This window comes from Microscilla marina ATCC 23134 (genome assembly GCF_000169175.1).
Classification (GTDB): Bacteria; Bacteroidota; Bacteroidia; order Cytophagales; family Microscillaceae; genus Microscilla; species Microscilla marina.
The window spans coordinates 115,886-136,507 of the sequence record NZ_AAWS01000014.1 but is presented as its reverse complement, the minus strand read 5'-3'; the positions used below and the strand labels follow the sequence as shown (position 1 = coordinate 136,507).

At 39.3% G+C, this 20,622-nt stretch carries 19 protein-coding genes; 12 read left to right on the top strand and 7 right to left on the bottom strand.

Annotated elements, in window-relative coordinates:
- Nucleotides 1-180: 180 nt before the first annotated feature.
- The gene (locus M23134_RS15015; protein WP_002697551.1) at nucleotides 181-360 is read right to left on the bottom strand and encodes a TIGR04149 family rSAM-modified RiPP; all 180 of its coding nucleotides are present in this window, start codon (nucleotides 358-360) and stop codon (nucleotides 181-183) included.
- 59 nt (nucleotides 361-419) lie between these two features.
- Here M23134_RS15015 and M23134_RS15010 point away from each other — a divergent pair, with 59 nt between their 5' ends.
- Complete coding sequence (locus M23134_RS15010; protein ID WP_157558494.1) at nucleotides 420-1,760, top strand: tetratricopeptide repeat protein; 1,341 nt, start codon at nucleotides 420-422, stop codon at nucleotides 1,758-1,760.
- On the opposite strand, the gene M23134_RS15005 is transcribed toward M23134_RS15010, so the two are convergent.
- Nucleotides 1,722-2,144, bottom strand: coding sequence for a helix-turn-helix domain-containing protein (locus tag M23134_RS15005; protein ID WP_002697547.1), 423 nt, complete (start codon nucleotides 2,142-2,144; stop codon nucleotides 1,722-1,724). The genes M23134_RS15010 and M23134_RS15005 overlap by 39 nt on opposite strands.
- 211 nt (nucleotides 2,145-2,355) lie before the next feature.
- Here M23134_RS15005 and M23134_RS38190 point away from each other — a divergent pair, with 211 nt between their 5' ends.
- From M23134_RS38190 to M23134_RS14990, 3 genes are read left to right on the top strand one after another with little or no spacing between them, the layout of a single operon-like run.
- A complete protein-coding gene (locus tag M23134_RS38190; protein WP_002697545.1) occupies nucleotides 2,356-2,847 on the top strand; it encodes a KilA-N domain-containing protein in 492 nt (163 codons plus the stop codon).
- A 12-nt stretch (nucleotides 2,848-2,859) separates the two neighbouring features.
- Nucleotides 2,860-3,369: a hypothetical protein gene (locus M23134_RS14995; RefSeq protein ID WP_002697543.1), complete on the top strand. Its 510-nt coding sequence runs from the start codon at nucleotides 2,860-2,862 to the stop codon at nucleotides 3,367-3,369.
- A 10-nt stretch (nucleotides 3,370-3,379) separates the two neighbouring features.
- Nucleotides 3,380-3,895, top strand: a complete 516-nt coding sequence (locus tag M23134_RS14990) for a hypothetical protein (RefSeq protein WP_002697541.1) — start codon at nucleotides 3,380-3,382, stop codon at nucleotides 3,893-3,895.
- Between the two features lie 184 nt (nucleotides 3,896-4,079).
- Here the strand turns inward: M23134_RS14990 and M23134_RS14985 are convergent, their stop codons facing one another.
- Nucleotides 4,080-6,632 (bottom strand): C10 family peptidase, encoded by a 2,553-nt coding sequence (locus tag M23134_RS14985; protein ID WP_045113632.1) that lies wholly within the window; start codon nucleotides 6,630-6,632, stop codon nucleotides 4,080-4,082.
- Nucleotides 6,633-7,838: 1,206 nt separating this feature from the next.
- On the opposite strand from M23134_RS14985, the gene M23134_RS14980 reads away from it, so the two are divergent.
- Complete coding sequence (locus M23134_RS14980; RefSeq protein ID WP_002697537.1) at nucleotides 7,839-8,099, top strand: GlsB/YeaQ/YmgE family stress response membrane protein; 261 nt, start codon at nucleotides 7,839-7,841, stop codon at nucleotides 8,097-8,099.
- Between the two features lie 460 nt (nucleotides 8,100-8,559).
- On the opposite strand, the gene M23134_RS14975 is transcribed toward M23134_RS14980, so the two are convergent.
- Nucleotides 8,560-9,684 (bottom strand): 5-(carboxyamino)imidazole ribonucleotide synthase, encoded by a 1,125-nt coding sequence (locus M23134_RS14975; protein WP_002697535.1) that lies wholly within the window; start codon nucleotides 9,682-9,684, stop codon nucleotides 8,560-8,562.
- A gap of 235 nt (nucleotides 9,685-9,919) precedes the next feature.
- Between M23134_RS14975 and M23134_RS42090 the strand changes: the two genes are divergently transcribed.
- On the top strand, nucleotides 9,920-11,638 hold the full coding sequence (locus M23134_RS42090) for a D-Ala-D-Ala carboxypeptidase family metallohydrolase (RefSeq protein ID WP_002697530.1): 1,719 nt from the start codon (nucleotides 9,920-9,922) through the stop codon (nucleotides 11,636-11,638).
- Between the two features lie 20 nt (nucleotides 11,639-11,658).
- Nucleotides 11,659-12,441 (top strand): hypothetical protein, encoded by a 783-nt coding sequence (locus M23134_RS14960; RefSeq protein WP_045113631.1) that lies wholly within the window; start codon nucleotides 11,659-11,661, stop codon nucleotides 12,439-12,441.
- A 67-nt stretch (nucleotides 12,442-12,508) separates the two neighbouring features.
- Here the strand turns inward: M23134_RS14960 and M23134_RS14955 are convergent, their stop codons facing one another.
- On the bottom strand, nucleotides 12,509-12,940 hold the full coding sequence (locus M23134_RS14955) for a hypothetical protein (protein WP_045113630.1): 432 nt from the start codon (nucleotides 12,938-12,940) through the stop codon (nucleotides 12,509-12,511).
- A gap of 948 nt (nucleotides 12,941-13,888) precedes the next feature.
- Here M23134_RS14955 and M23134_RS14950 point away from each other — a divergent pair.
- From M23134_RS14950 to M23134_RS14930, 5 genes are all read left to right on the top strand, one after another.
- Entirely contained in the window at nucleotides 13,889-15,655 is a 1,767-nt protein-coding gene (locus M23134_RS14950) for a WG repeat-containing protein (RefSeq protein WP_082226578.1), read from the top strand.
- 202 nt (nucleotides 15,656-15,857) lie between these two features.
- Nucleotides 15,858-16,832 (top strand): ADP-ribosylglycohydrolase family protein, encoded by a 975-nt coding sequence (locus M23134_RS14945; protein WP_002697517.1) that lies wholly within the window; start codon nucleotides 15,858-15,860, stop codon nucleotides 16,830-16,832.
- Between the two features lie 39 nt (nucleotides 16,833-16,871).
- Nucleotides 16,872-17,441, top strand: a complete 570-nt coding sequence (locus tag M23134_RS14940; RefSeq protein WP_002697514.1) for a hypothetical protein — start codon at nucleotides 16,872-16,874, stop codon at nucleotides 17,439-17,441.
- Nucleotides 17,442-17,495: 54 nt separating this feature from the next.
- Entirely contained in the window at nucleotides 17,496-18,071 is a 576-nt protein-coding gene (locus tag M23134_RS14935) for a hypothetical protein (RefSeq protein WP_157558493.1), read from the top strand.
- Nucleotides 18,072-18,084: 13 nt separating this feature from the next.
- Nucleotides 18,085-18,630, top strand: coding sequence for a hypothetical protein (locus M23134_RS14930; RefSeq protein ID WP_157558492.1), 546 nt, complete (start codon nucleotides 18,085-18,087; stop codon nucleotides 18,628-18,630).
- 101 nt (nucleotides 18,631-18,731) lie between these two features.
- Here the strand turns inward: M23134_RS14930 and M23134_RS14925 are convergent, their stop codons facing one another.
- Both M23134_RS14925 and ribH read right to left on the bottom strand, forming a co-directional pair.
- Nucleotides 18,732-20,060, bottom strand: coding sequence for an aspartate kinase (locus M23134_RS14925; protein ID WP_002697509.1), 1,329 nt, complete (start codon nucleotides 20,058-20,060; stop codon nucleotides 18,732-18,734).
- A 78-nt stretch (nucleotides 20,061-20,138) separates the two neighbouring features.
- On the bottom strand, nucleotides 20,139-20,615 hold the full coding sequence (gene ribH, locus M23134_RS14920) for a 6,7-dimethyl-8-ribityllumazine synthase (protein ID WP_002697507.1): 477 nt from the start codon (nucleotides 20,613-20,615) through the stop codon (nucleotides 20,139-20,141).
- Nucleotides 20,616-20,622 lie beyond the last annotated feature (7 nt).

The following is a 20,622-nucleotide window of genomic DNA, read 5'->3' as shown; positions in this document are numbered from 1 at the left end:
CTTCGATGTTTAAGAAGTGGATGTCCTTACAAGGTGCTAGGGACTAGGTGTAAGGTTCTAGGTACACCCTATAAGCAACTAACAAATTCATTGTATGCTTATTTTCAGTGGCTTATGAATTTGTTAGTTAAAAGGTCATTTTTTGGTGTCAAAAGCATCGTACGTAAGGGGTGTTTTAATTTAACTTTTTTTACGAGGTTTTAGATTTGCTACTAACGGAGTAGTACTTCTGGCAGCAGCTGGTGGTGGTGGCGGCGTGCCACCATTTTCACAACAGTTGCCACCTTTTATGTTTTTCATTTGATTTTTGCTCAAATGATTGTTGTTGATAAAAAATGACTTATTTTTGAACCTAAACATAATATTGAAATTTATAAGTTATTATTTGGGTAATTAGTACACTATCCAAAGATATAAAAGTGATCAAAGGAATAGTCAATCTAAATTATATTATACGAAGCTTAGAGAAAAAAATGAGAATCATAACTTTAACCTTGCTGTTGCTGTTGAATGCAACCGTAGTGACTTTTAGTCAAAAAAATACAGAAAAAAGTGCTTTTAATAAATTGTACCTAAAAGCCTTGCCTCTTGTGCAGAATAATGACATTGATAGCGCAAAGATAGTTGCTTTTAACGCTTTTAATATAGCGGCTAATAATAAAGAAAAAAGAAAAGCTAGTTTTTTGCTAGGGCACATTTATAGGATAAGCAAGGAGTATAACAAAAGTAATAAATTTTACAACTTATCTATTAACACACAAGATAAGGCCTGGCAAGCATATGTTCAAGTCAATATTGCTAATAATTGCATGAGTTTAAACAAGCCTTACGAAGCTATACGATTGGGTCAGGAGGTGGTTAATAGTGGTTTTCATGCCAATTATTTATATGCTGTGTATACTACAATCGGTAAAGCTTATGCCAATATCAACAAACCTGATTCTTCGTTTGCTTACTTAGATAAAGCATACAGCAAAATACTAACAATAAAAAACAATAAGATACTTAAAGCCAATCACTTTTTTACTATTGCAAAAACAAACGAGATGTTTGGTCGGTATGATGATGCTGTGCTCTATTATAAAAAGTCACAAAAACTTAGAAATAAAAATGAAGATAGATGTAATGTGTCGTTGCATTTAGCGCAATGCTACCTTAAGAGTAATAATTCCAATCTAGCGGAAAAATATTTAAGGTTAGCAGAAAGTATAAATAGCGGTAGCTTATATAATAAAGCATTGCTTTTGAAAACTAAAGGCATATTGTTTTTTAAGCAGAAAAAACTGAGTGAACTTAGCTTGGTGTGTCAAAAGATAAATGATTTGCTCGATAACAACTTAAGGGAGATTATAAAAGAAGATCAGTTGTTTTACGTGAAATCAAGGAAAGAATTATTTCATAAAAGGAACCTACTACAGTTGGAGTTTGATCAAAGAGCTATTTCGGCAAAACAACACCTACAAACAGTGGCTACTCTAAGGTTGGCGGGTTTCCTATCAATGGTGTTTTTATTAGTTATTGTGCTCATTATTTTTGCAAGGCACAAAACTAAAGCAAAGAAAAGAGAACAATTACAATTGTTAAGTTCAGAAAATATAGGTCAAAATATAGTTAAAATAAGAAGCTTGAAAGTGGTTCATACTGCAAAAAAGGATGGCACTCTAGAGCAAGAAAATGAGCTTACTGAAGATGAAAAAGCCAAACAGGTTTGTGATTGGATATCAAGCAATGCCACTTTTACCCTCCGAAGAGACACTTGAATCTCCCTTTTCTGTATTGTCATATATTTTTGCCAAGGCTTTCTTATACCCGTCTCTCTCTTCTTTTATAGTTGAAATATCCTCTAAAAGCCTTTCAATGTAAGCTGAAAGATGGGCAAGAGTTTTACTTTTAACATTCTCACAGCCCTGATTACTGCTACCTTGTTCTAATATCATCTCGCCCAAGCCCAAAAGTATATAGTTAGGCGATACATAAAACCTATCATACAAAGCTATTAGCGTATGAGAGTCTATCTTTCTTGTAAGGTTTTCTATTTTTGTTATAGTACCCTTAGAGAGATTAAGCTCTCTTTCCAGTTCTTTTTGCCCCAGTCCTAAACTTTTTCTTGCAGACGTTATTCTTTTAGCTACTTCTTCTAGCATACCTTAATTACTTTTTTCAGCCTAAAACAACCGATTTAGTAAAAATAAAAACCTTTATAGTATTTTTAAACCTAAAATAGTATATATTTGTACCAAGCTTATACTAAAAATATACACTCAATACAAATATAGCAATGATTGACGAAAATCATATCTCTGAAATTAATGATGTTCTACACATCTATTCATCAAAAAAATAAAAATACTATCGATGAACAACCAACTACAAAAAACCTTCTTGGGCAAAGAAATAGTGTTTACACCCGACGGCTGGATAAATGCTACCCAAACCATAAAAGTAATGAAAGCTAAAAGGCTGGATAACTTTATCAAATCAAAGTATTTTACCGAATATGTAAAAGCATTTTGTAAGTACCATTGCTTGGGCTACAGTGATGTAGTAAAAACCTTTAAAGGCAACTTTTCAAAAAGTGATCACTCAAAAGCAGGGATCACTCAAGGTACTTACTTCCACCCTGATTTGGTGGTATTGTTTGCCCGATGGATAAATCCTGATTTTGCGGTGTGGTGCGATACCATTATCAAACAGATACTCACAGGTGAACTTGAAGTACGTTACAAAGACCTTCGCCAAGACTATGACCAGCTAGAAGAGAAACACGACAAGTTATTTGAAGAGTTGAGGCTTTACCAAAGACCCGATGAAAATAACCAAAACAACAACGAACCTTTAAACGCTTAAACCTCTGCCCTTATGCAAAACCCCCAAACAAACACTACCGCCATACAACAAGTCATTGAAACCTTTGGCAGCGAAGCCGAACTATTAGAACTGTTTGACAACCTGCTGCACAGAATGACATTGGCGTATGCTGGCAACCCGCAGCCCAATTACTTTTTAGTGGGCGATTACGATTTTTTACACCAATTGAGGCAAGCCATTAAACAAGACCTGCAAAACGCTTGCCCTGCACCCCATTACCGGGCGTTGCCTACAGAAGACCATTCGCACATACGCCCACTGACCAGACCTAAGCCAATAACCAGCATTGAGCAAGCTATAGCCATTGCCGAAGCTAAAGGAATTACTGATTTTAGGGCAGTAAAACTCCAAAATGAATATGCATTGTTTACCAATTGGACCCAACAAGACGTAAAAGCCTACCAAGAATCGGTGGGTAAACTATGGGGTAACTTCTCCGATGAAGGTGTTTTTATCATTCGTTTTTTACACCTGATGCAAGACAATCAGGAGAACCTATAAGGTCACAACAATGAAAAACAGCATAAACAAAGAAGCACAACCCACTGCTACAGCTATACAACAATTGGCCGAAAACTTTGCCAGTTTAGATCAGGTAATGCAGCGACTCGATGCCCTGCTGCATAGGCTCACGTGGGCTTATGTGGGCAAGCCACCAAAGTATGCTTTTATGGTGTACGACATAGACCTGGTCAAAAGACTCAAAGCCGCCATTTACAAAGATTTGCAAAAGGTGTATACCCACCTACACTATAGCCCGCCCCCCCTGCTACCACCCGAACCCAACGACTATAATGTAGCTCCTTCGCTTTTGCGCCCTGCCATTACCAGCAAAGCCAAAGCCGATAGAATAGCCAAAACAAGGGGCATGACAAAATATAAGGTAATGCTTGAAAACGGTAAGGCTGTGCTGGAGCTTGATTGGACAGCACAAGACTTTGACAATTATTATAAGTCGGGAGGTAAACTTTGGGGCAACCACGGCAAAAACGGGCTTTTTATAGCGCGCTTGCTGCACCTCATGTGAGTCATCATTTTCTGGGTTTAAACCAAAAGGCTTACAAGTAGCATAAATTCCACGTTTCTTTTTTGTGCCAGGTTTGTACAGGTATGCTAAAAAGCAAAAAGGGCACGTTGTTGAACGTGCCCTTTTTGTTTGGTATATCGTCACTTGAGCTTTTAAAACCCAGTGTTTATTCAATGAAGGCTTATTACTTCACTACCATTGTTTTAGTAAATACTTTACCAGCTACTGCCAAACGGTAAATGTAGATGCCTTTTTGCAAGCCAGTAGTGTTCAACTGTACACGATGTGCACCAGCCTCTAAAGCTTGGTTCAACACAGTAGTTACCACTTTACCTGACAAGTTTAACACGTCTACTTTTACCTTACCAGCCTCAGCCAACTCAAAACCAATTTGAGTGCTGTATTGGGCAGGGTTAGGGAAGTTTTGCTTCAAAGTAGTTACAGTAGTAGGCGCAGCCAAACGTTGGTCAGTACCATTGTCTACACCCACCAACTCGATGTTATCAACCCAGGCAGCATCATCACCAGAAGACACAGAGTAGTCTTTGTTGTAGGTCCAGGTAAGGGTATGCTCACCAGCTGCTACGCTAAAGTTTACACGGCTCCAGTCTACATTGCCACTCCATTTTTCTTGCAATTGACCATCTACATAAAACTCTAAGAAGTCGTAGTTGCCCTCAGAAGAAACTTTTCTGTCAAAGAAAACGGCACCGTTGGCACCAAACGTTTTGGTGATTGACATGCTCACTTTTTCGTCGTGAGTAATAGTTTGCGATTTTGCCGCATAACCAGTAGCTCCGCCAGTTTGGGTTACTTCCCATTTGAAGTCGTTGCTAGTACCACTAAAAGTGAAAGCCTCTTGGCTAAAATCAGTAGTTTCGAAGTCAATAGCAATTTGAGGAGTTTGTCCTACTTTAGGATTAATCAATTCAATATTGTCTAAGTAAGCAGCATCATCGCCTCTTTTCTGTGAACCGTCTTTGGTATAAGCCCAAGTCAAAGTATGCTCACCAGCAGGTACCGCAAAACTGATGCTTGTCCAGTTGATATCGCCACTCCATTTGCCTTGCTCTTCTCCGTCAATAAAGAATCGCAAAAAGTCGTATTTTCTTTCAGACGAAACCTTGAAGTTGAACGCTACCGCAGCACCTTCGTTGAAAGTTTCAGTAATCGCTACTTCAGTACTTTGGTTATCGGCAATAGTCAAAGATTTTACTCCATAACCAGCCATTGATACTGCTTGAGTAAGCTCCCATTGTTTGTCATCGGTAAACGAGAACGCCGCTTGAGTAAAGTCGTTGGTTTCAAAATCAACCATTTTAGAGGTAGCCTTGATCCAGATATTGAAGGTTTGCTCTGCAGATTCTTTGCCATCGTTGGCAGCAATTACTACCTGAGCAGCACCTGCCTGACCAGCATCAGGAGTACCACGCAATACATATTGACCATTCTCTTTAGCAAGAGTTAACCAAGCAGGGCCAGAAACTAAAGAAAGGGTTACGTCATCACCGTCTGCATCCATTACAGTTACATTGTAAGTAAAAGTTTGGTTGGCAGCAATACTTGCAGCAGGAACAGAAGTAAACTCAGGGGCAGCATTTACAGGTTTGATACCAATAATAGCCGCGTTGCTTTCTACCCAGTTGTGGTCACCACCGTGTGTAATCATCTCGGTTAGGTAAAAATAACCGTTAGAGCGTCCAGCCCATCCCCAGTTAATGCTGAAGTAATCACCTTCGTTTGTTACTTCATAACCATCTAAGGCAAACAAGTGACCAGCGTTGGTAGTTAAGGTACTTCTTGCCGAATACAATACAGGACGTCCTTCTGAAAGCTCTTCTTTCATTTTGTCAGACCAGTCCTGGGCAGAGTAACGGCTTTTGTAGATCATGCTGATGCCACGATCGTAACGGAAATAATTTTTCAATGCAGTTACTACGTCTCTAGAGTATGCTCCAGAAGACTCTCCACTGTAGTTCATTCTTACAGAAACTCCACAGTGATACAATAGTTGTGCGTTGTGCTCGTCAGCTCTTGACTTTGACATAGCCGACCAGTCGTAAATAGTGTTGCCAAAATCAGCCGACAATTCACCATACGTATTGTGGTTATAAGTTCTTGAACCTTGTCCCTGGCGTGGGTGCTCCCAGAATCTCATTACTTGACCCATAGCAGTAGCTACACAACCAACCAAAGCACGTCCGCTAGGTCCTTTTTCGTCTTCTGGACACTGAGCGTTCCAGCCACTTCCCTGGCTATACAAGATGTCAGACATCATAGGCTCTACCTTGGTTTTTACACGCTTAGACTCGTTGCGGGTCAAACGGCTCCAGGCAGCTCTATAAGAAGTTCTTCTTGCCTTTTGTTGAGTTTTTACCAGGTCGTATACATAAATTTTGTAGTTTTTCATCCAGTTCTGAATCACCGGATTTTGGAAAGAATCATCCAAAGGATTTGTTTCTGAATAGCCCAATACAGGCTTGGCTTTATCATCAGCAGATACAATCACATAACCACCTTCGTTGTAAGACACAAGGTAGTATACTGTCATGCCTTTGTACACTACAGCTTCACAGCTTTTTACTGTTTTTTGGTTTCCTGTAGTTCTTTGGTTTCCGTTTTGGCTAGAAAGCCAGTTGAGTGCAACACTAACTGCTGTCGACTTTTGGATAGGGTCAGCAGCAAGGTTTCCTATGAGCAATAAGCTCATAAAAAGAGTAGTAAATAATCGCTTCATTCTAAGAGTGTTTTGTTTGTTAAGGGTTAATTAGTTTTAGCGCATTATTTTTCTGAAAAATAACAAGTAACAGTGTTTTGATAAAGCATCGTCTACATTCAACAAATAATTGTTAAGTACATTTTTTTTAAGCCTGGCTATGCGAAGTCAATTCCTCACTTAACACTGCTTTTCCTCAATTATTACTTGTCCATAGCTCGTCTTACAATCAATAGCTGGTGTTATATTTTCTAAAAAAATAATAGAATGACAGTAGTCAAATAAAATACCTGGCTTACACCAGAAAAGTAGTTTTGAAGTAGGTTTCTCAACATATATATGCTCAGCACCCGAATCTTAATAAACTACAAATTTTTATTTCACATTACTTCTTTTGTAAACTAAATTTAGTCAAAAAATAAAATATTCTTTATTCCGAATCGTTTTGCAAAGCTATTGAAAAAAGGAGCGCAGTCACACATTAGGAGCCTAAAATGTTTACACTTTTTTAACAAAAACCCTCCGAAGTAGCAATTAATCCCAATCATAATAGTATCATTGACCATATCAGCACAATAAACTCTTTGATTAATCTAAATGGAAAGTAAAAATTTTCATAGCGGATAAGTACAATTAATGTGTATTTTATCGAAAGCAAATAATCAGAAAAAGACAAACGTTTTTACGTACCCTTTAGTTGCCTTAAACAGCTACTACCGAAGTCAATTCTACAGTTTTGCCATCTGCCGGAATTATCGCCTGAATGCCTTGGTTATTTACTGACTTTTTGACGCTGGAGTATTGCATAAAATAGCGGCTGATTTTACCTTGACAATCAGCCTCCGAAGTCTAGTACTCCAGACACTAAATGCAAAAACAATTAGAGCAGTTCTTTGTCGTATTTTTAAGAATGGAAAAACAAATGAGTAGGAAACAGGCATCAGGCTTCAATATAATGTGTTCAACCACACACCTACCCAAAACACTTCAATACTGATTACTTCCTTTTTAAAGAAGGAGGGGAGGTAAAAGCAAGACCTAAAGGGAAAGAAAAGAAAAATTATAGCCAATACAATCAGGTGATTAACTAAGCATATAATAACCACAAGAAATATTAAATCACTTTTTACTCCTATGTAGGTGATTTTTTTAGTAACTTAACAACTACCTGGCTTAGGTCAGATACGCATTTACTGTATCACAAACAAACTTTAAATTTATATAATTATGACAATCGCAAGTATTATAGTATGGATGCTATTAGGAGCACTTTCTGGATGGATAGCAAGTAAGCTGATTGGTGGCATAGGCACCGGATTGCTTGGCACCATATTAATTGGTATAGCAGGTAGCTTTTTAGGAGGCTGGCTTGGTTCTGTACTCAAAATATCAGGGGCAACAGTTGGAGGGTTGAGCCTTCCCAGCATATTTACCGCAATATTTGGTTCTGTAGTATTACTGTTTCTTATTAAATCGCTGAGACGTTAAATACAACTACACACAACCTCATTAATTAAAAAAGGCATACGCTACCAAAAAAGTATTTGGTGGCGTATGCCTTTTTTAAGCAAATCGTAAAAATAACTTTGCCTTCCAACGCTAACGTTATGCTCTAAAGCTCAGCATACCACACGACGTATCGTCGGCATATAAATATTTAAAGTTTGCTGGTGTAAAACCTGTTGGCATTTTTGACTAACAAAACTATAAACACTTAAAAATGAACAATTTATATACATGTTAGTTGCTGGTAGCACAGGGGCTAACTTGAAGCTTGTTGCTGAAAGCTTGTTGCTGAAAGCTTGCACCTGTTGACGCTTTTGACTAGCAAATTTATAAACACCTGAGAATACATGTATTGTGAAATTCGTAGTTGCTTAAAACTCAAGGTGTAAAACCCAGTATCTAGCATCTAGAACCCAGAACCCAGTAAGGGCTACCAACCACATCATTTACTTACCACCTTGATGCTCCGCTTAATCAGGTCAATCTTTTCTTCGAGCCCTTGCAGCGTTTGGTCAAGAATAGTCACGTGCCCCATTTTGCGCGAAGGTTTGGTTAGCTTTTTACCATACAAATGCAAATAAGCCCCCTTTACCCCCAAAGTATCGTTTACTCCCTCATAATGTGCATTGCCAGTATGCCCGCTTGCCCCCAACACATTCACCATTGCCGCCAAACTCTGTGCACTGGTGTCTCCCAAAGGTAAATTCAAAATAGCCCGCCAAAGTTGCTCATATTGTGAGGTACCATTGGCTTTGATTGTATGATGCCCACTATTATGAGGTCGAGGGGCCACTTCATTTACTAAAATTTTGCCTTCTTTGGTCAAAAACAACTCTATTGCCAGCAAGCCTACCATATCTAGTTTAAGCATTACCTCTTGTGCCAGGGCTTCGGCCTGAGCAGCTTGTTCGGGGGTAATTTGGGCGGGTGCCAACAAGTAGTCTACCAAGTTGTGTGCAGGATGAAACACCAGCTCGACCACAGGGAAAGTGCGCATGCCTCCGCTTTCGTTACGTGCTACAATGACCGAAATTTCCTTGTCAATGTCTACCAGCTTTTCGAGCAAACTGGGTTTGTCAAATCCATGTTCAAAATCATTGGGACTGGTAAGTTTTTGTACCCCTCGCCCATCGTATCCATCTTTGCCCAATTTCTGAAAAGCAGGCAAGAAGTCAGCGTGATCAGCCAACTGCCCCTTATTGTCTATGAGCACAAACTCAGGCGAAGGAATTTGATGTGTTTGATAAAATTGCTTTTGTAAACGTTTGTCTTGAATAGTTCGAATGACCTGGGGTTGAGGAAAAACTTTTTTTCCTTCCTGGTGCAGTTTCTCCAATGCATCTACATTTACACTCTCTATCTCTATGGTAAGCACATCGACAGTTTGCCCAAACTGATACACCGTATCAAAATCAGTAAGTTTACCTACTTCAAACCTGTTGGCAAACAATTTACAGGGTGCGTTGGGGTCAGGATCTAACACACTAATATCAAGGTCGAAATCAATGCCTGCCTGGATCAACATACGTCCCAGTTGCCCACCTCCTAATATACCTACTTTTTGCATTTTGTTAATTTAATGATTTGTACCTGTTTTTCAGGCTATATACAACGTGACAATTGGGGCAAATTTAGGCAAAAAACAGGGGATTCGCCCAAATTATCGCATAATAGCGCCCATATCAAACAATAAAAAGACACATAAACTTAAACTTGAAAACAGACTTTTTTTAGTAATAAAATACTAGATTGCTCACCTAAAGTAAAACAATAATATCATTCGTTAAATACCTAAAGTAATTATGCCTGATCAAATAATGAAAACCCAAAATGAGGGTGCCAATACACAAAACAAGTCTAAATCGCAAGTTGTACACAATCAAACTATTAAAACCAACCAAACTCCTCATAAGGCTAAGCGTGGAGCAGTAATACAGCGAAAAACCACGCCTTCTAAAACAGAAAAATGGACGTTTAGCCAATTCGAGAAAGCCTACAACACCCCGGTAGACCAAAGTGAACTCACCACCGAAGAAAAAAAATACTTTGAGGAGTATGAAAAACGCGCACAAGTATACCTCGATCGTGCCGGAAGCAAATGGGGCGGAAAAACCAAGATTACCGGAAGTATGTTTGCCAATGCTGCCCGCTGGAGCTACCTGCACTATGGCAAAGACATGAGCAAGGTAGTACCAGTAGAGTTTGCACTTGCCCAGGCTCAATTTGAGTCTCACCTGGGAATGACAGGACGAAGTGCATCAAAAAACCCGTTTAACATTGGAGAATATAACAACAGTACTGCATCGTTTGTGAGCAAAGTAAAAGATGGAGATATGGGAGTAGCCATGTACTATCACCTCATGGCAGAAGACTACCTCTCGGCGCGCACCTCAGACGAATTGCTCGAAAACTTTGTCAATGAACGCGGAAGTCGATATCAGGTAGACGATGGTGGAGTAAGTGACAAAAGCTATGAGGCCGATGTAAAAAAGCAAATGGGGTTTATTGGCAGGTATGCCGATAAAAACGGGGCTAAATTCACCACTACTACTCCTGACAAAAAAACTACTACCGCTAAAAAAACCACCAGCAACCCGGTAGAGACAGTCTATAAAAAATATAGTAGCGGCAAAATAGATATGATTGCCTTGGGCACAGCACTGGTGCCATTGGCAAAGTCGCATGCCTCGCATATATTACAGGTATTTGATAAACTCCCCTGGCTGCACCGCGATAACCTGGCGTATGTAATGACCAACCACGGAGGCAGTGCGCTGGCATCGTTTGATAAAAAAGTATTGCAACGAATAAGTGATGAGCTAGACGCTGTTCCTTGGATTAGCCGCACATATACAGCCACCCAAATACAAAAGAAAAAGGTGGATGCGTTGCTAGGCGGACAAAAAAAACAGCCTTCTTCTAAGAAAGGAATTGTAACGGCAAGCTCGCTGAATGTACGCAAGGGGGCAGGAGCCAATTTTGGAAAAAATGGTAAGGCAATCAAAAATGGCGCAGAAATTACCATATTAGAAACCAAAAACGGATGGCACCGTATTGGCGACCACCGCTGGGTATCGGCTAAGTATGTGTCGTTGGTAAAAACCGAAGAAAAAGACAAAAATACTAAAGGCAAAAGTAGTGTGCCTACCTCCACCAACTTCAAGGCATCAGAGTTTGATTGTCACGATGGCACTGCAGTACCCCCTGAGTATTATCCCAACGTACAAAACCTTATGAAACAACTGGAAATATTACGCACCGAAATGGGGGCAAGCATTGCCATTAATTCCTCTTATCGCACCCCAAGCCATAACAAGGCAGTAGGGGGCAAAGCAAATAGCCAACATTTGTATGCTAAAGCTGCCGATATAGTCGTTAAAGGGTATACTCCTAAACAAGTACATACCAAAATAGAAGCGTTGACTAAAGCCGGAAAAATGACCCAAGGCGGGCTGGGGCTTTACAAAACATTTGTACATTATGACATTAGGGGTACTAAAGCCCGCTGGGACTTAAGTTAAAAACCCTAACCCAAGAAGTTGTGAAAAATGTATTTATTTGGTTGATGGTGGGCAGTCTTTGGGGCTGCCACGGATCAACCTCTACTCAACATCCACCTGTAGCCACCCCCAAAGACTCTGTTGTTTCTACTACCATAGTGGCTCCTTCAGCTCAAAAAGAGGTCAAACCTCCTGTAAAAACAATAGAAATTCCTTATGACGCTACCGCAGGCAAAAAGAGGGCATTGTTGGCACAAGAAGCTTACAAAAACCCTCGCGACCAACGTACTTATGGAGCTGACCCCAAGGCAAAAGCCAAAGGTGAAAAGTTAGATTGTTCTTATTTTGTCCGAGAGGTAAGCACTACTGCCCAATCTGACAAAGCACGTAGGATCAAACAACAAAGGGGTTATTTACAACCCCACGAACTGGTAAAATACGATCAGTTTTTCACCCCAAAACGCCTGTATGCCAACAAACTAAAATCGATGAGTGGCAAGATGGCCGATGTGTTGCAAAAGCATGGTGTATACAGCACCAGAGTAAACGATATACATCTGGGCGATTATGTATTTATAGGTAAGGGCAAAACCCGCAGCATACAGAGTATTGGACATGCAATGGTAGTAAGTAAAATAGATACCATCAATGGGCATCTCAGGTATTACTTCATTGATGCGGGTTATCGTGGTATCAAAAAAGTGAATGGAGTAATAAAAAGAGTAAAAAGAAGCGTACGCAGTGGGTATTATATTACCCACCAGGGTACTGTATGGAGTGGTAAATATATCAGGTATTTTAAAGGTACAGGCCGCCCCAGGTAGAGGTTAACCATTCAAGGCAAGCCAAAAGGCTTGCCTTGAATGGTATTACTTTATTTATATTGAGAGCCTAACGGCGCTTCCTTATCTTACGTATTTTCAACATGTTTTTATCCAACTGCTCTACCTTATAGTCTAACCCATTGCCTACCTTACTGGCAATATTGAGAATAGCTACACGGTTTCTTTGTGTCCAATGCCAGTTATATTTATCAAACGAAGGTCCACGGCTGTTCCCATGCTTTCTCCATCTGTGCTTAAGAAGTTTCCCTCCTTTTTCGAAAGTAAGTCCCGTATATAACAAACGATTGGGCACTTTATTCTGCTCTGCCACTTCATAAGGACGGTATACTATTACTCCTTTGACAGACTCTGAAGGAGACATCACCCAATGCTGGTATAAATAGTTTTGGTTGACTCTTGTGTTGTTGTTATTGTTTAAGGTAGGGGATGTGAAGGTGAAGGCTGCTGTTACTAAAGTTAAAATAAATGTACTCATCATAGTCTTAATTTATATTTTGGTTGCCATAGTATTGTAGGTTGTAAGGTGTTTGGTTAATTGCTATTATTTAGAGCATGGTACGCTAAAAAGGGAGCATAAAGTTTTACTTTTCCATATAAATTTTGTCCTATTTTCTTCCACCAATCAATAATAGGTAATATTACTAATCAATTACCAAGCAACTTCCCCAATTCGCCTTGGTATAGTTGTATTATTTACAGATTGGCACGTGGAACAATTCTGCTATATTATAACACTCACCAACAGTACATCAAATTGCTTATAATATAACCTAAATGAACATTGTTTGTATTTCAACTACTACCCTACCCCCCCTTCCGTCTCTTGTATTATTCTTGAATATTATCACTCAACCTAGTACCTCAACCTCTAAATACCTGATACATTATTTCGGCGATATTTGCCCCCTGACTTTACTTAAAAAATATCGCGTAGCTATGGCTATGCTCAATTTTTGAAGTTCGTCAGAGAACAAATCTCATCCAAAATAAATGGTGCATTTACTTAGAGGATAAGGTACTAGTCATAGTCTTGCCCCACTTTAGCTTATTTTTTTGTATAACTTTATACTAATGAATTGTTCAAAAATAAATTTACACTCTGAGAGGTGATTTTTCGCCTTGATACTTCGTTATTTTTAGCCTTTGGCAGAGCTAGCTGTAGCCATCGGTTTTTGCCCGTAGCACTGCTATGGGCGCAAAAAATAGCCTCGTCTCAAAACAAAACCTCTACCTCAAGAATAGCAATTTAATTGCTCACCATTCCTTAGAGTTTCTACCTGTTGCTTGAAAACAAGCAAATATTTATTAAAAAACACAAAAAAACCGTACACCTTCACATGGTACACTGTAGATACACGCGAAAATGAGGCATTAAGCCTATCTATATGTTAATACCTGACATATTTTTAACTTTAGAACAGCACCTATGAAAACCCTCCAATGCCTTATGGCAACTTTGGTCTACGTACTGACTATACCGCCTGTATGGACGCAAAAACTTTATCAATACCAAAAAGAAGGGAAGTGGGGTATACTTGATGAAAACAAACAAGTAGTGTTACCTTTCAAATACGACAAGATTCACTACGTTAATCAAGGGTTTATAGTAACAATCAATAAAAAAAAAGGTTTGCTGACCAGGGAGGGCAAACAAATGTTAGCTATTCAATACGACTATATCAGTCAAAACAAGAATGGGTTGATCATAGGTAGTAAAAATAAAAAATATGCGTTGTTTACTGCACAAGGCAAAGCGCTTACGCCTCATTTGTACAGCAACATGTACCATAACGAGCACGCCCAGCTATTAAAGGTCACCATCAAAAAACCAGGGCAGACCAAAAAGCAGGGCTTTATCAACCATCGGGGCAAGGTAGTAATTCCAATTAAATACGATGAGCTTGACAACTTTTACAAACACCCTTTGGTGAGCGTAAAAATCGGCAAAAAACAAGGCATGCTCAACAAAAAAGGGAAAGTAGTAGTACCCATTGTCTACAGTTATGCCTACTATTTGTCTGATCAGCTCATTCTTTTGAAGAAGAATAAAAAGTATGGGGTAGTTGATGTAAACAACCAACCGATACTGCCCATTAAATACGATAAAATAAGCAGCAGTTTGTTGTTTGAACAGTTTTTGGCTGCGGGTAACCATCAATATATAGGGATGTTCGATACCCAAGGCAAACAAGTGTTGCCTATCAAATACACCAAAATAGAAGCTTCCAGTTCAATGATTAAGCTTACTTCAGCCCACCATAAAGTAGGCTTGGCCAATGCTAAGGGTAAGCTCATTGTCTCCCCTAAATATGACTATATCAACCCTTATGCTAATGGGCTCATGCCAGTACAACGCAACAAAAAAACGGGTTATATCAATGCTCAAGGCAAAGAGGTGATAGTATGCCAATATGAGAGTGGAGGGCAGTTTAAACAAGGGCATGCACTAGTAAAAACACAAGGGAAATGGGGCATTATTAATACCAAAGGCGAAATGGTAGTAGATGCCATATATGACTATATAAATCTGGATGACCTAAAGAGTGGTACGCAATATATACAAGCACAAAAAAATCAAAAATATGGTATGATCAATTTACAAGGGTCCACCACTATTTCGTTTATACACGATAGTTATATTTACAAGCACAACGGCAGCACACCAATATTTGTGGTGAAAATTAACGGTAAAAGCGGGGTAATAGATTACAAAGAAAACATATTGATCCCTATTGAATATGATAATGTGGTATATTACAATGGCCTTTATAAACTCAAAAAACAGGGTTTATGGGGATGGTTTGATCCTATAGGCAATTATCAATCGGCGCTTGTTTACAAAAAACTTAAATTCTTGAGTAGAGATGTGGTCATGGTCAGGCACAACAACGGCAAATATAGCTTGTATGATGTATTTTCGGGCAAAAAACTTACTGAACAGTATACGCAAATGGGGTATTTGTTTTACCAATCAGAGTTGGGCGATTATATTATCTACCCTTACTTTTCTCACGGAATGATACCAGTAGAAAAAAATGGAAAATGGGGAATGCTTAGTCAGGGTGGTAAATTGATATACCCTTGTACATTAGACAAAGTATATAGCTTTGCGCATAACCAGGCACGTGTAGTAAAAGAAAAAAACACGGGCTATATAAACAGTACTGGAAAGGTGTATTTTGTAAAAGAATAAGTAAGCTTCTTTTTTTGACAAAAAAGCAAAGTTTCAGGGAGAAATGATAGAGTCTATCAACAGAACCAGAAACCTGTTTTTACCCAAATAATTGCCCAAAGTTTTTTTCATTTTGCTCAAATTACCTACCTTATTGCGTCAAGACAGGGGGCTGATATACAAAAATGCTTGCCTCCTTTGCTGTTTTTAAACAATCAAAAATATGGTTTCTGATATTAGTTTAGATCGTGTCAAGGGTTTTTTTATGGGCTTGGCAACAGGCGATGCACTGGGTATTCCGGCAGAGTTTCAAAGCAGACAAAAGCTGAGCAAAAACCCAGTAACAGGCATGCGTAAAGGAGGAATATACGGAAAATCTGCTGGAATATGGTCGACCGATGGTTCGTTGACATTTTGCGTAGCCGAAAGCTTGCTTACGGGGTTTAACCTACACGACATTGCCAAAAAATTTGTAGATTGGCTATACAATAACTACTGGACAGCCGATGGAGAAGTATTTGATGTGGGAGTGATTGTAGCCAAGTCAATCCAACGCATTAAGAATGGCACTGAGCTTTCCGAAGCTGGTGGCAACGATGAAATGGACAACGGCAATGGTGCACTCAACTATACCCTGCCTTTGGGGTTTCATACCCGTACTTTGTCTATCAGCGAACGGTTTATATACATAGAACAGCTCTCCTCATTGACCAATCGCCATTTGCGTTCTGTGATTGGCGCATTTATCTTCTCTGAGATGGCCATCTGGCTTATGCGAGGTGGTGATATTGACATTGCCAAAGCGTATGGAGCCATGACTCAAACCCTGAACGACTTTATCAAAGAAAGAGAAAACCTTCAGCAAGAAGCTGCCTACTACCAACGGGTGCTAGACGGTAATCTTAGACAACTCCCCGTAGAGTCTATCTCGTCTACGGCTTATGTAGTAGATTCAATAGAGGCTTGTTTTTGGTGCCTGCTCAACACCAACAACTACCAAGATGCAGTGCTCAAAACCGTTAACCTGGGAGAAGATGCCGACACCATTGGGGCAATGACAGGCGCATTGGCAGGGCTATACTATGGCTATGAAGCCATTCCAACCATCTGGAAAAATCAAGTAGCCCGCAAAGATGATATTATTGCCTTGAGCGAGCAATTTTACCACAGTGTAGCAAGCCATACATCAACCAATTAGAAGTTTCCCACGTTTTACTGAGAAACAATACTTACCATTATGAAAAAACTCAGTGTTATTTTACTCATCACCATATTTTGTGGAACAATAGGCTATGCCCAAAAACAAGCAAAAACTCCATTAGACTTGCTCAAAACTATTCACAAACTAGCTGAAGCCAAAAAATACAAAAAACTGAATAAATACCTTTATCAGGGAAAGATCACCAATGCGCCTGTAAAGGAAATGGCTAATAAAACAATGGGGCAATTGATACTGGAAGGCATACAAGGTAAAAAAACAATCGGAGTAGCGGCTTACAATGCCCAAGGACTCAATGCAATCATTACCAAACACGCCGAACGAATTGTGCCTATTACTAAAGAAGTATTGAAAGATTTGTTTGGGGAGGAAAATGAGGGATTTGCTCAATTCGCCGACCTAAAATACCTGGCAGATAACCGCCCAAATGATTTGTATATTTTTGACCATCAAGGAGTGCATATACTCATGGCAAAGCTAAAGAAAAAGAGGTTTGTTCTGGTATTTTGGGAAGGTTTGTCAAATATAACAGAAGATAATAAAAACAGCACTGAACCTAACATAAAAGCGATAGATGGAGGAAAATAACCCTCGTTTATGGTAATACCAAGGCAAAAACTTTTTATATATAAAAACTTATCAATGATGAAAAAAATCAGTTCTTTAATGCTCATCTTGTTATTCAGCACTTCTGTAACAATGGCACAACGCCGGGCAAAAACACCTCTCAAACTACTCAAAATAGTATATAAACTTGCCGAAGCCAAAAAATATGACAAACTCAAAAAGTTTCTCTACAATGGCAAAGTATCCGAAAAGCGAACAGGCATGACAGGTAAAACCATGCGTGAATTACTCTTGAACGGCATTAAAAATAAAAGCAAAAGCGGAGATTTTTCTTATAACGGCCAAGGACTCAAACTCATTATTGACAAGTACTCAGATAGGATTATACCCATACCTCAAAAATTAAGAAAACGCTTGTTTGAGGGAAACAGAGACTTTGCCCAGTTTCCTGACCTTAAAACCATCTCGGAGCAACGCCCACAAGATATTTATATTTTTGACTATAAAAGTGTGCATATCCTGATGGCAAAAATAGACAAAGGGTACCAATTGGTATTTTGGGAAGGTTTGAAGCGTATCAACAGCAAAAACAGTAGCACAAGTGAGTCTAAAAAATCTTCAAGTAAAACAACTGATGGTGGAGGAGAATAGCTTTTTTATGAAAATGAAATATTACTACATTATTTTATTGGTTGTATTTGTGGGCAGTGCAAATACAGAAGCCCAACGTCGAGCAAAAACTCCAGCAAAGCTGCTCAAGAAGGTTTACCAACTTGTGGAAGCCAAGAAGTTTGACAAGCTTAAAAACTACCTTTATCAAGGAAGTGTAAAACACTTATCAGACACACCTAAAGGGCAAGATCATACCATAGGTGATATGATTATAGATGGAATCAAGAGAAAAAGAGATCAACCCCATGATTTTGGCTATAATGCCCAAAACCTTAAGTTGATCATAGACAAACATCTTGATAAAATTAAACCAATATCTCAAGAGCTCAAAGAAAAAGGGTTTGGAGACAGAGAGCGAGAGTTTGGACGCTTTCCAGACCTGTATGCCATTGCTAAGAAACACCCAAAGAATATTTACCTTTTTCAGCACAAGCAAGTGGTTATCATTATGGTGAAATTTAAAAAGAAAGGGGTTAAACTAGTTTTTTGGGAAAATCTTGGAGCAATGTCCAAGGACAACGACTTAAGCCAAGGCTAAGGGTGGAAACAAACTTTGCCCAAAAGCTGGATAGCACATTGCCAAGCATAAAAAAAGCTTCAGAAAATCAATCTCTGAAGCTTTTTTTAATTTGAATTATGCTATTTCAAAAACAAATTGTCATTCAATGCAATCAAAAATGCTTCTTTGTCTTGAGTGTCTATCAATAATGAAATGTTGTGCGAACTGGCACCATAAGAAATCATGTGAACAGGAATGCCTTTTACTGCTTCGAACACCTCTACTGCAAGCCCTCCCCTATTGAAAGGAAAATACCCCACCACGCACACAATGCTTTGGTTTTCGTCTACTTCTATAGTGGCTATTTTCTTGATTTCCTCCGTTATTTCGTGCAAAAAAGTGTCGTCATCGATGGTAATAGACACTGCCACTTCTGAGGTGGTAATCATATCAATAGGTGTTTTGTACTGTTCAAACACCTCAAATATTTTGCGTAAAAAACCATAAGCCAACAACATTCGGCTCGACTTAATTTTAATAGCTACAATCCCATCTTTTGCTGCTACCGCCTTTACCTGCTCCTCTTCATCCGGAATATTTCTGATAATGGTTCCTTCTGCCTCTGGCTGCATAGTGTTTTTGAGTCGTACCGGAATATTGTATTTTTTTGCCGGATGAATGGTCGCTGGGTGTAAAATTTTTGCCCCAAAATAAGCCAACTCTGCGGCTTCTTCAAACGACAACTCAGCTATAGGAAAAGTCTTTTCTACAATGCGGGGGTCATTGTTATGCATCCCGTCAATGTCTGTCCATATTTGTATTTCGGCAGCCCGCAACGCAGCCCCCAACAACGACGCGGTAAAATCACTGCCACCCCGCTTAAGGTTGTCTACTTCATTGTTGGCATTTTTGCATATATACCCTTGGGTAATAAATAGCGTATCTTGTGGGTATCGTGCGATTATTTCTTTAAGTTTTTGCTCAATCACCCCCAAACGAGGTTCGTTGTATTCGTCGATGCGCATAAAATCAAGCGCTGACAACAACACGGCGGGAACGTTGACTTCATTCAGGTAGTTTTGAAACAACTTAGTAGACAACAATTCGCCTTGTGCAAGTAATTCTCTTTCTTTTTTGAGCGTAAAACCAGCTCCTTCCATCTCTATGATGGTTTCTATAAAACCGAAATGCGCCGAAACAATTTGGAACCCCTTCTGGTAAGTCTTGTCCTGTTTATACAACTCCTTGATAAAAGCTTCGTAGTGTTTTCGTAGCTGCTCAATTTCTTCCAGGGCTTCCTTATTTCGCCCATAAGTCAAATGACTGACAATATTTACTAGACTATTGGTTGTACCCGACAATGCCGAAAGTACCACTACTTGCTTATCAGAGTTATTAATCAACTGAGCAATGTGGCGCATGCGCTCCGGTTTTCCTACCGAAGTGCCTCCAAATTTAAGCACTTTCATTTCTGTGTTTTTTTATTTTAAAGGTTTGAAGTGTATTTGAGATTTACGGGGCAAATAGCCCCATAATAAATTGCTGTTCTAAAACCCTAACATTTTGATGGCTGTAATTGCCGCTTCATCGCCTTTATTTCCGTGTTTGCCACCTGCCCGGTCTAAAGCCTGTTGCTGAGTATCAGGAGTAAGTACCCCAAAAATCACGGGTTTGCTGTACTTCAGCGATACATCGGTAATGCCAGTGGCTACCGCCTGAGAAATGAAATCAAAATGTCGTGTTTCGCCCTGAATAATACAGCCTATACATATTACTGCATCTATTTTAGGGTCTTGTGCCATCCACTGTGCTCCCAGGGTTAGCTCAAAGCTACCAGGTACAGTTTTTACCACAATATGATCGTCGTTAGCTCCTTCTTTAGTCAAAGTAGCTATTGCTCCGTCCAGCAATGCTCCTGTTACTTCTTCATTCCACTCTGCCACCACAATGGCAAAACGCTTATTGCTAATGTCACTCAAATTTTTTTGAGAGTATTCACTCAAATTTTTTAAAGATGATGCCATACTTACT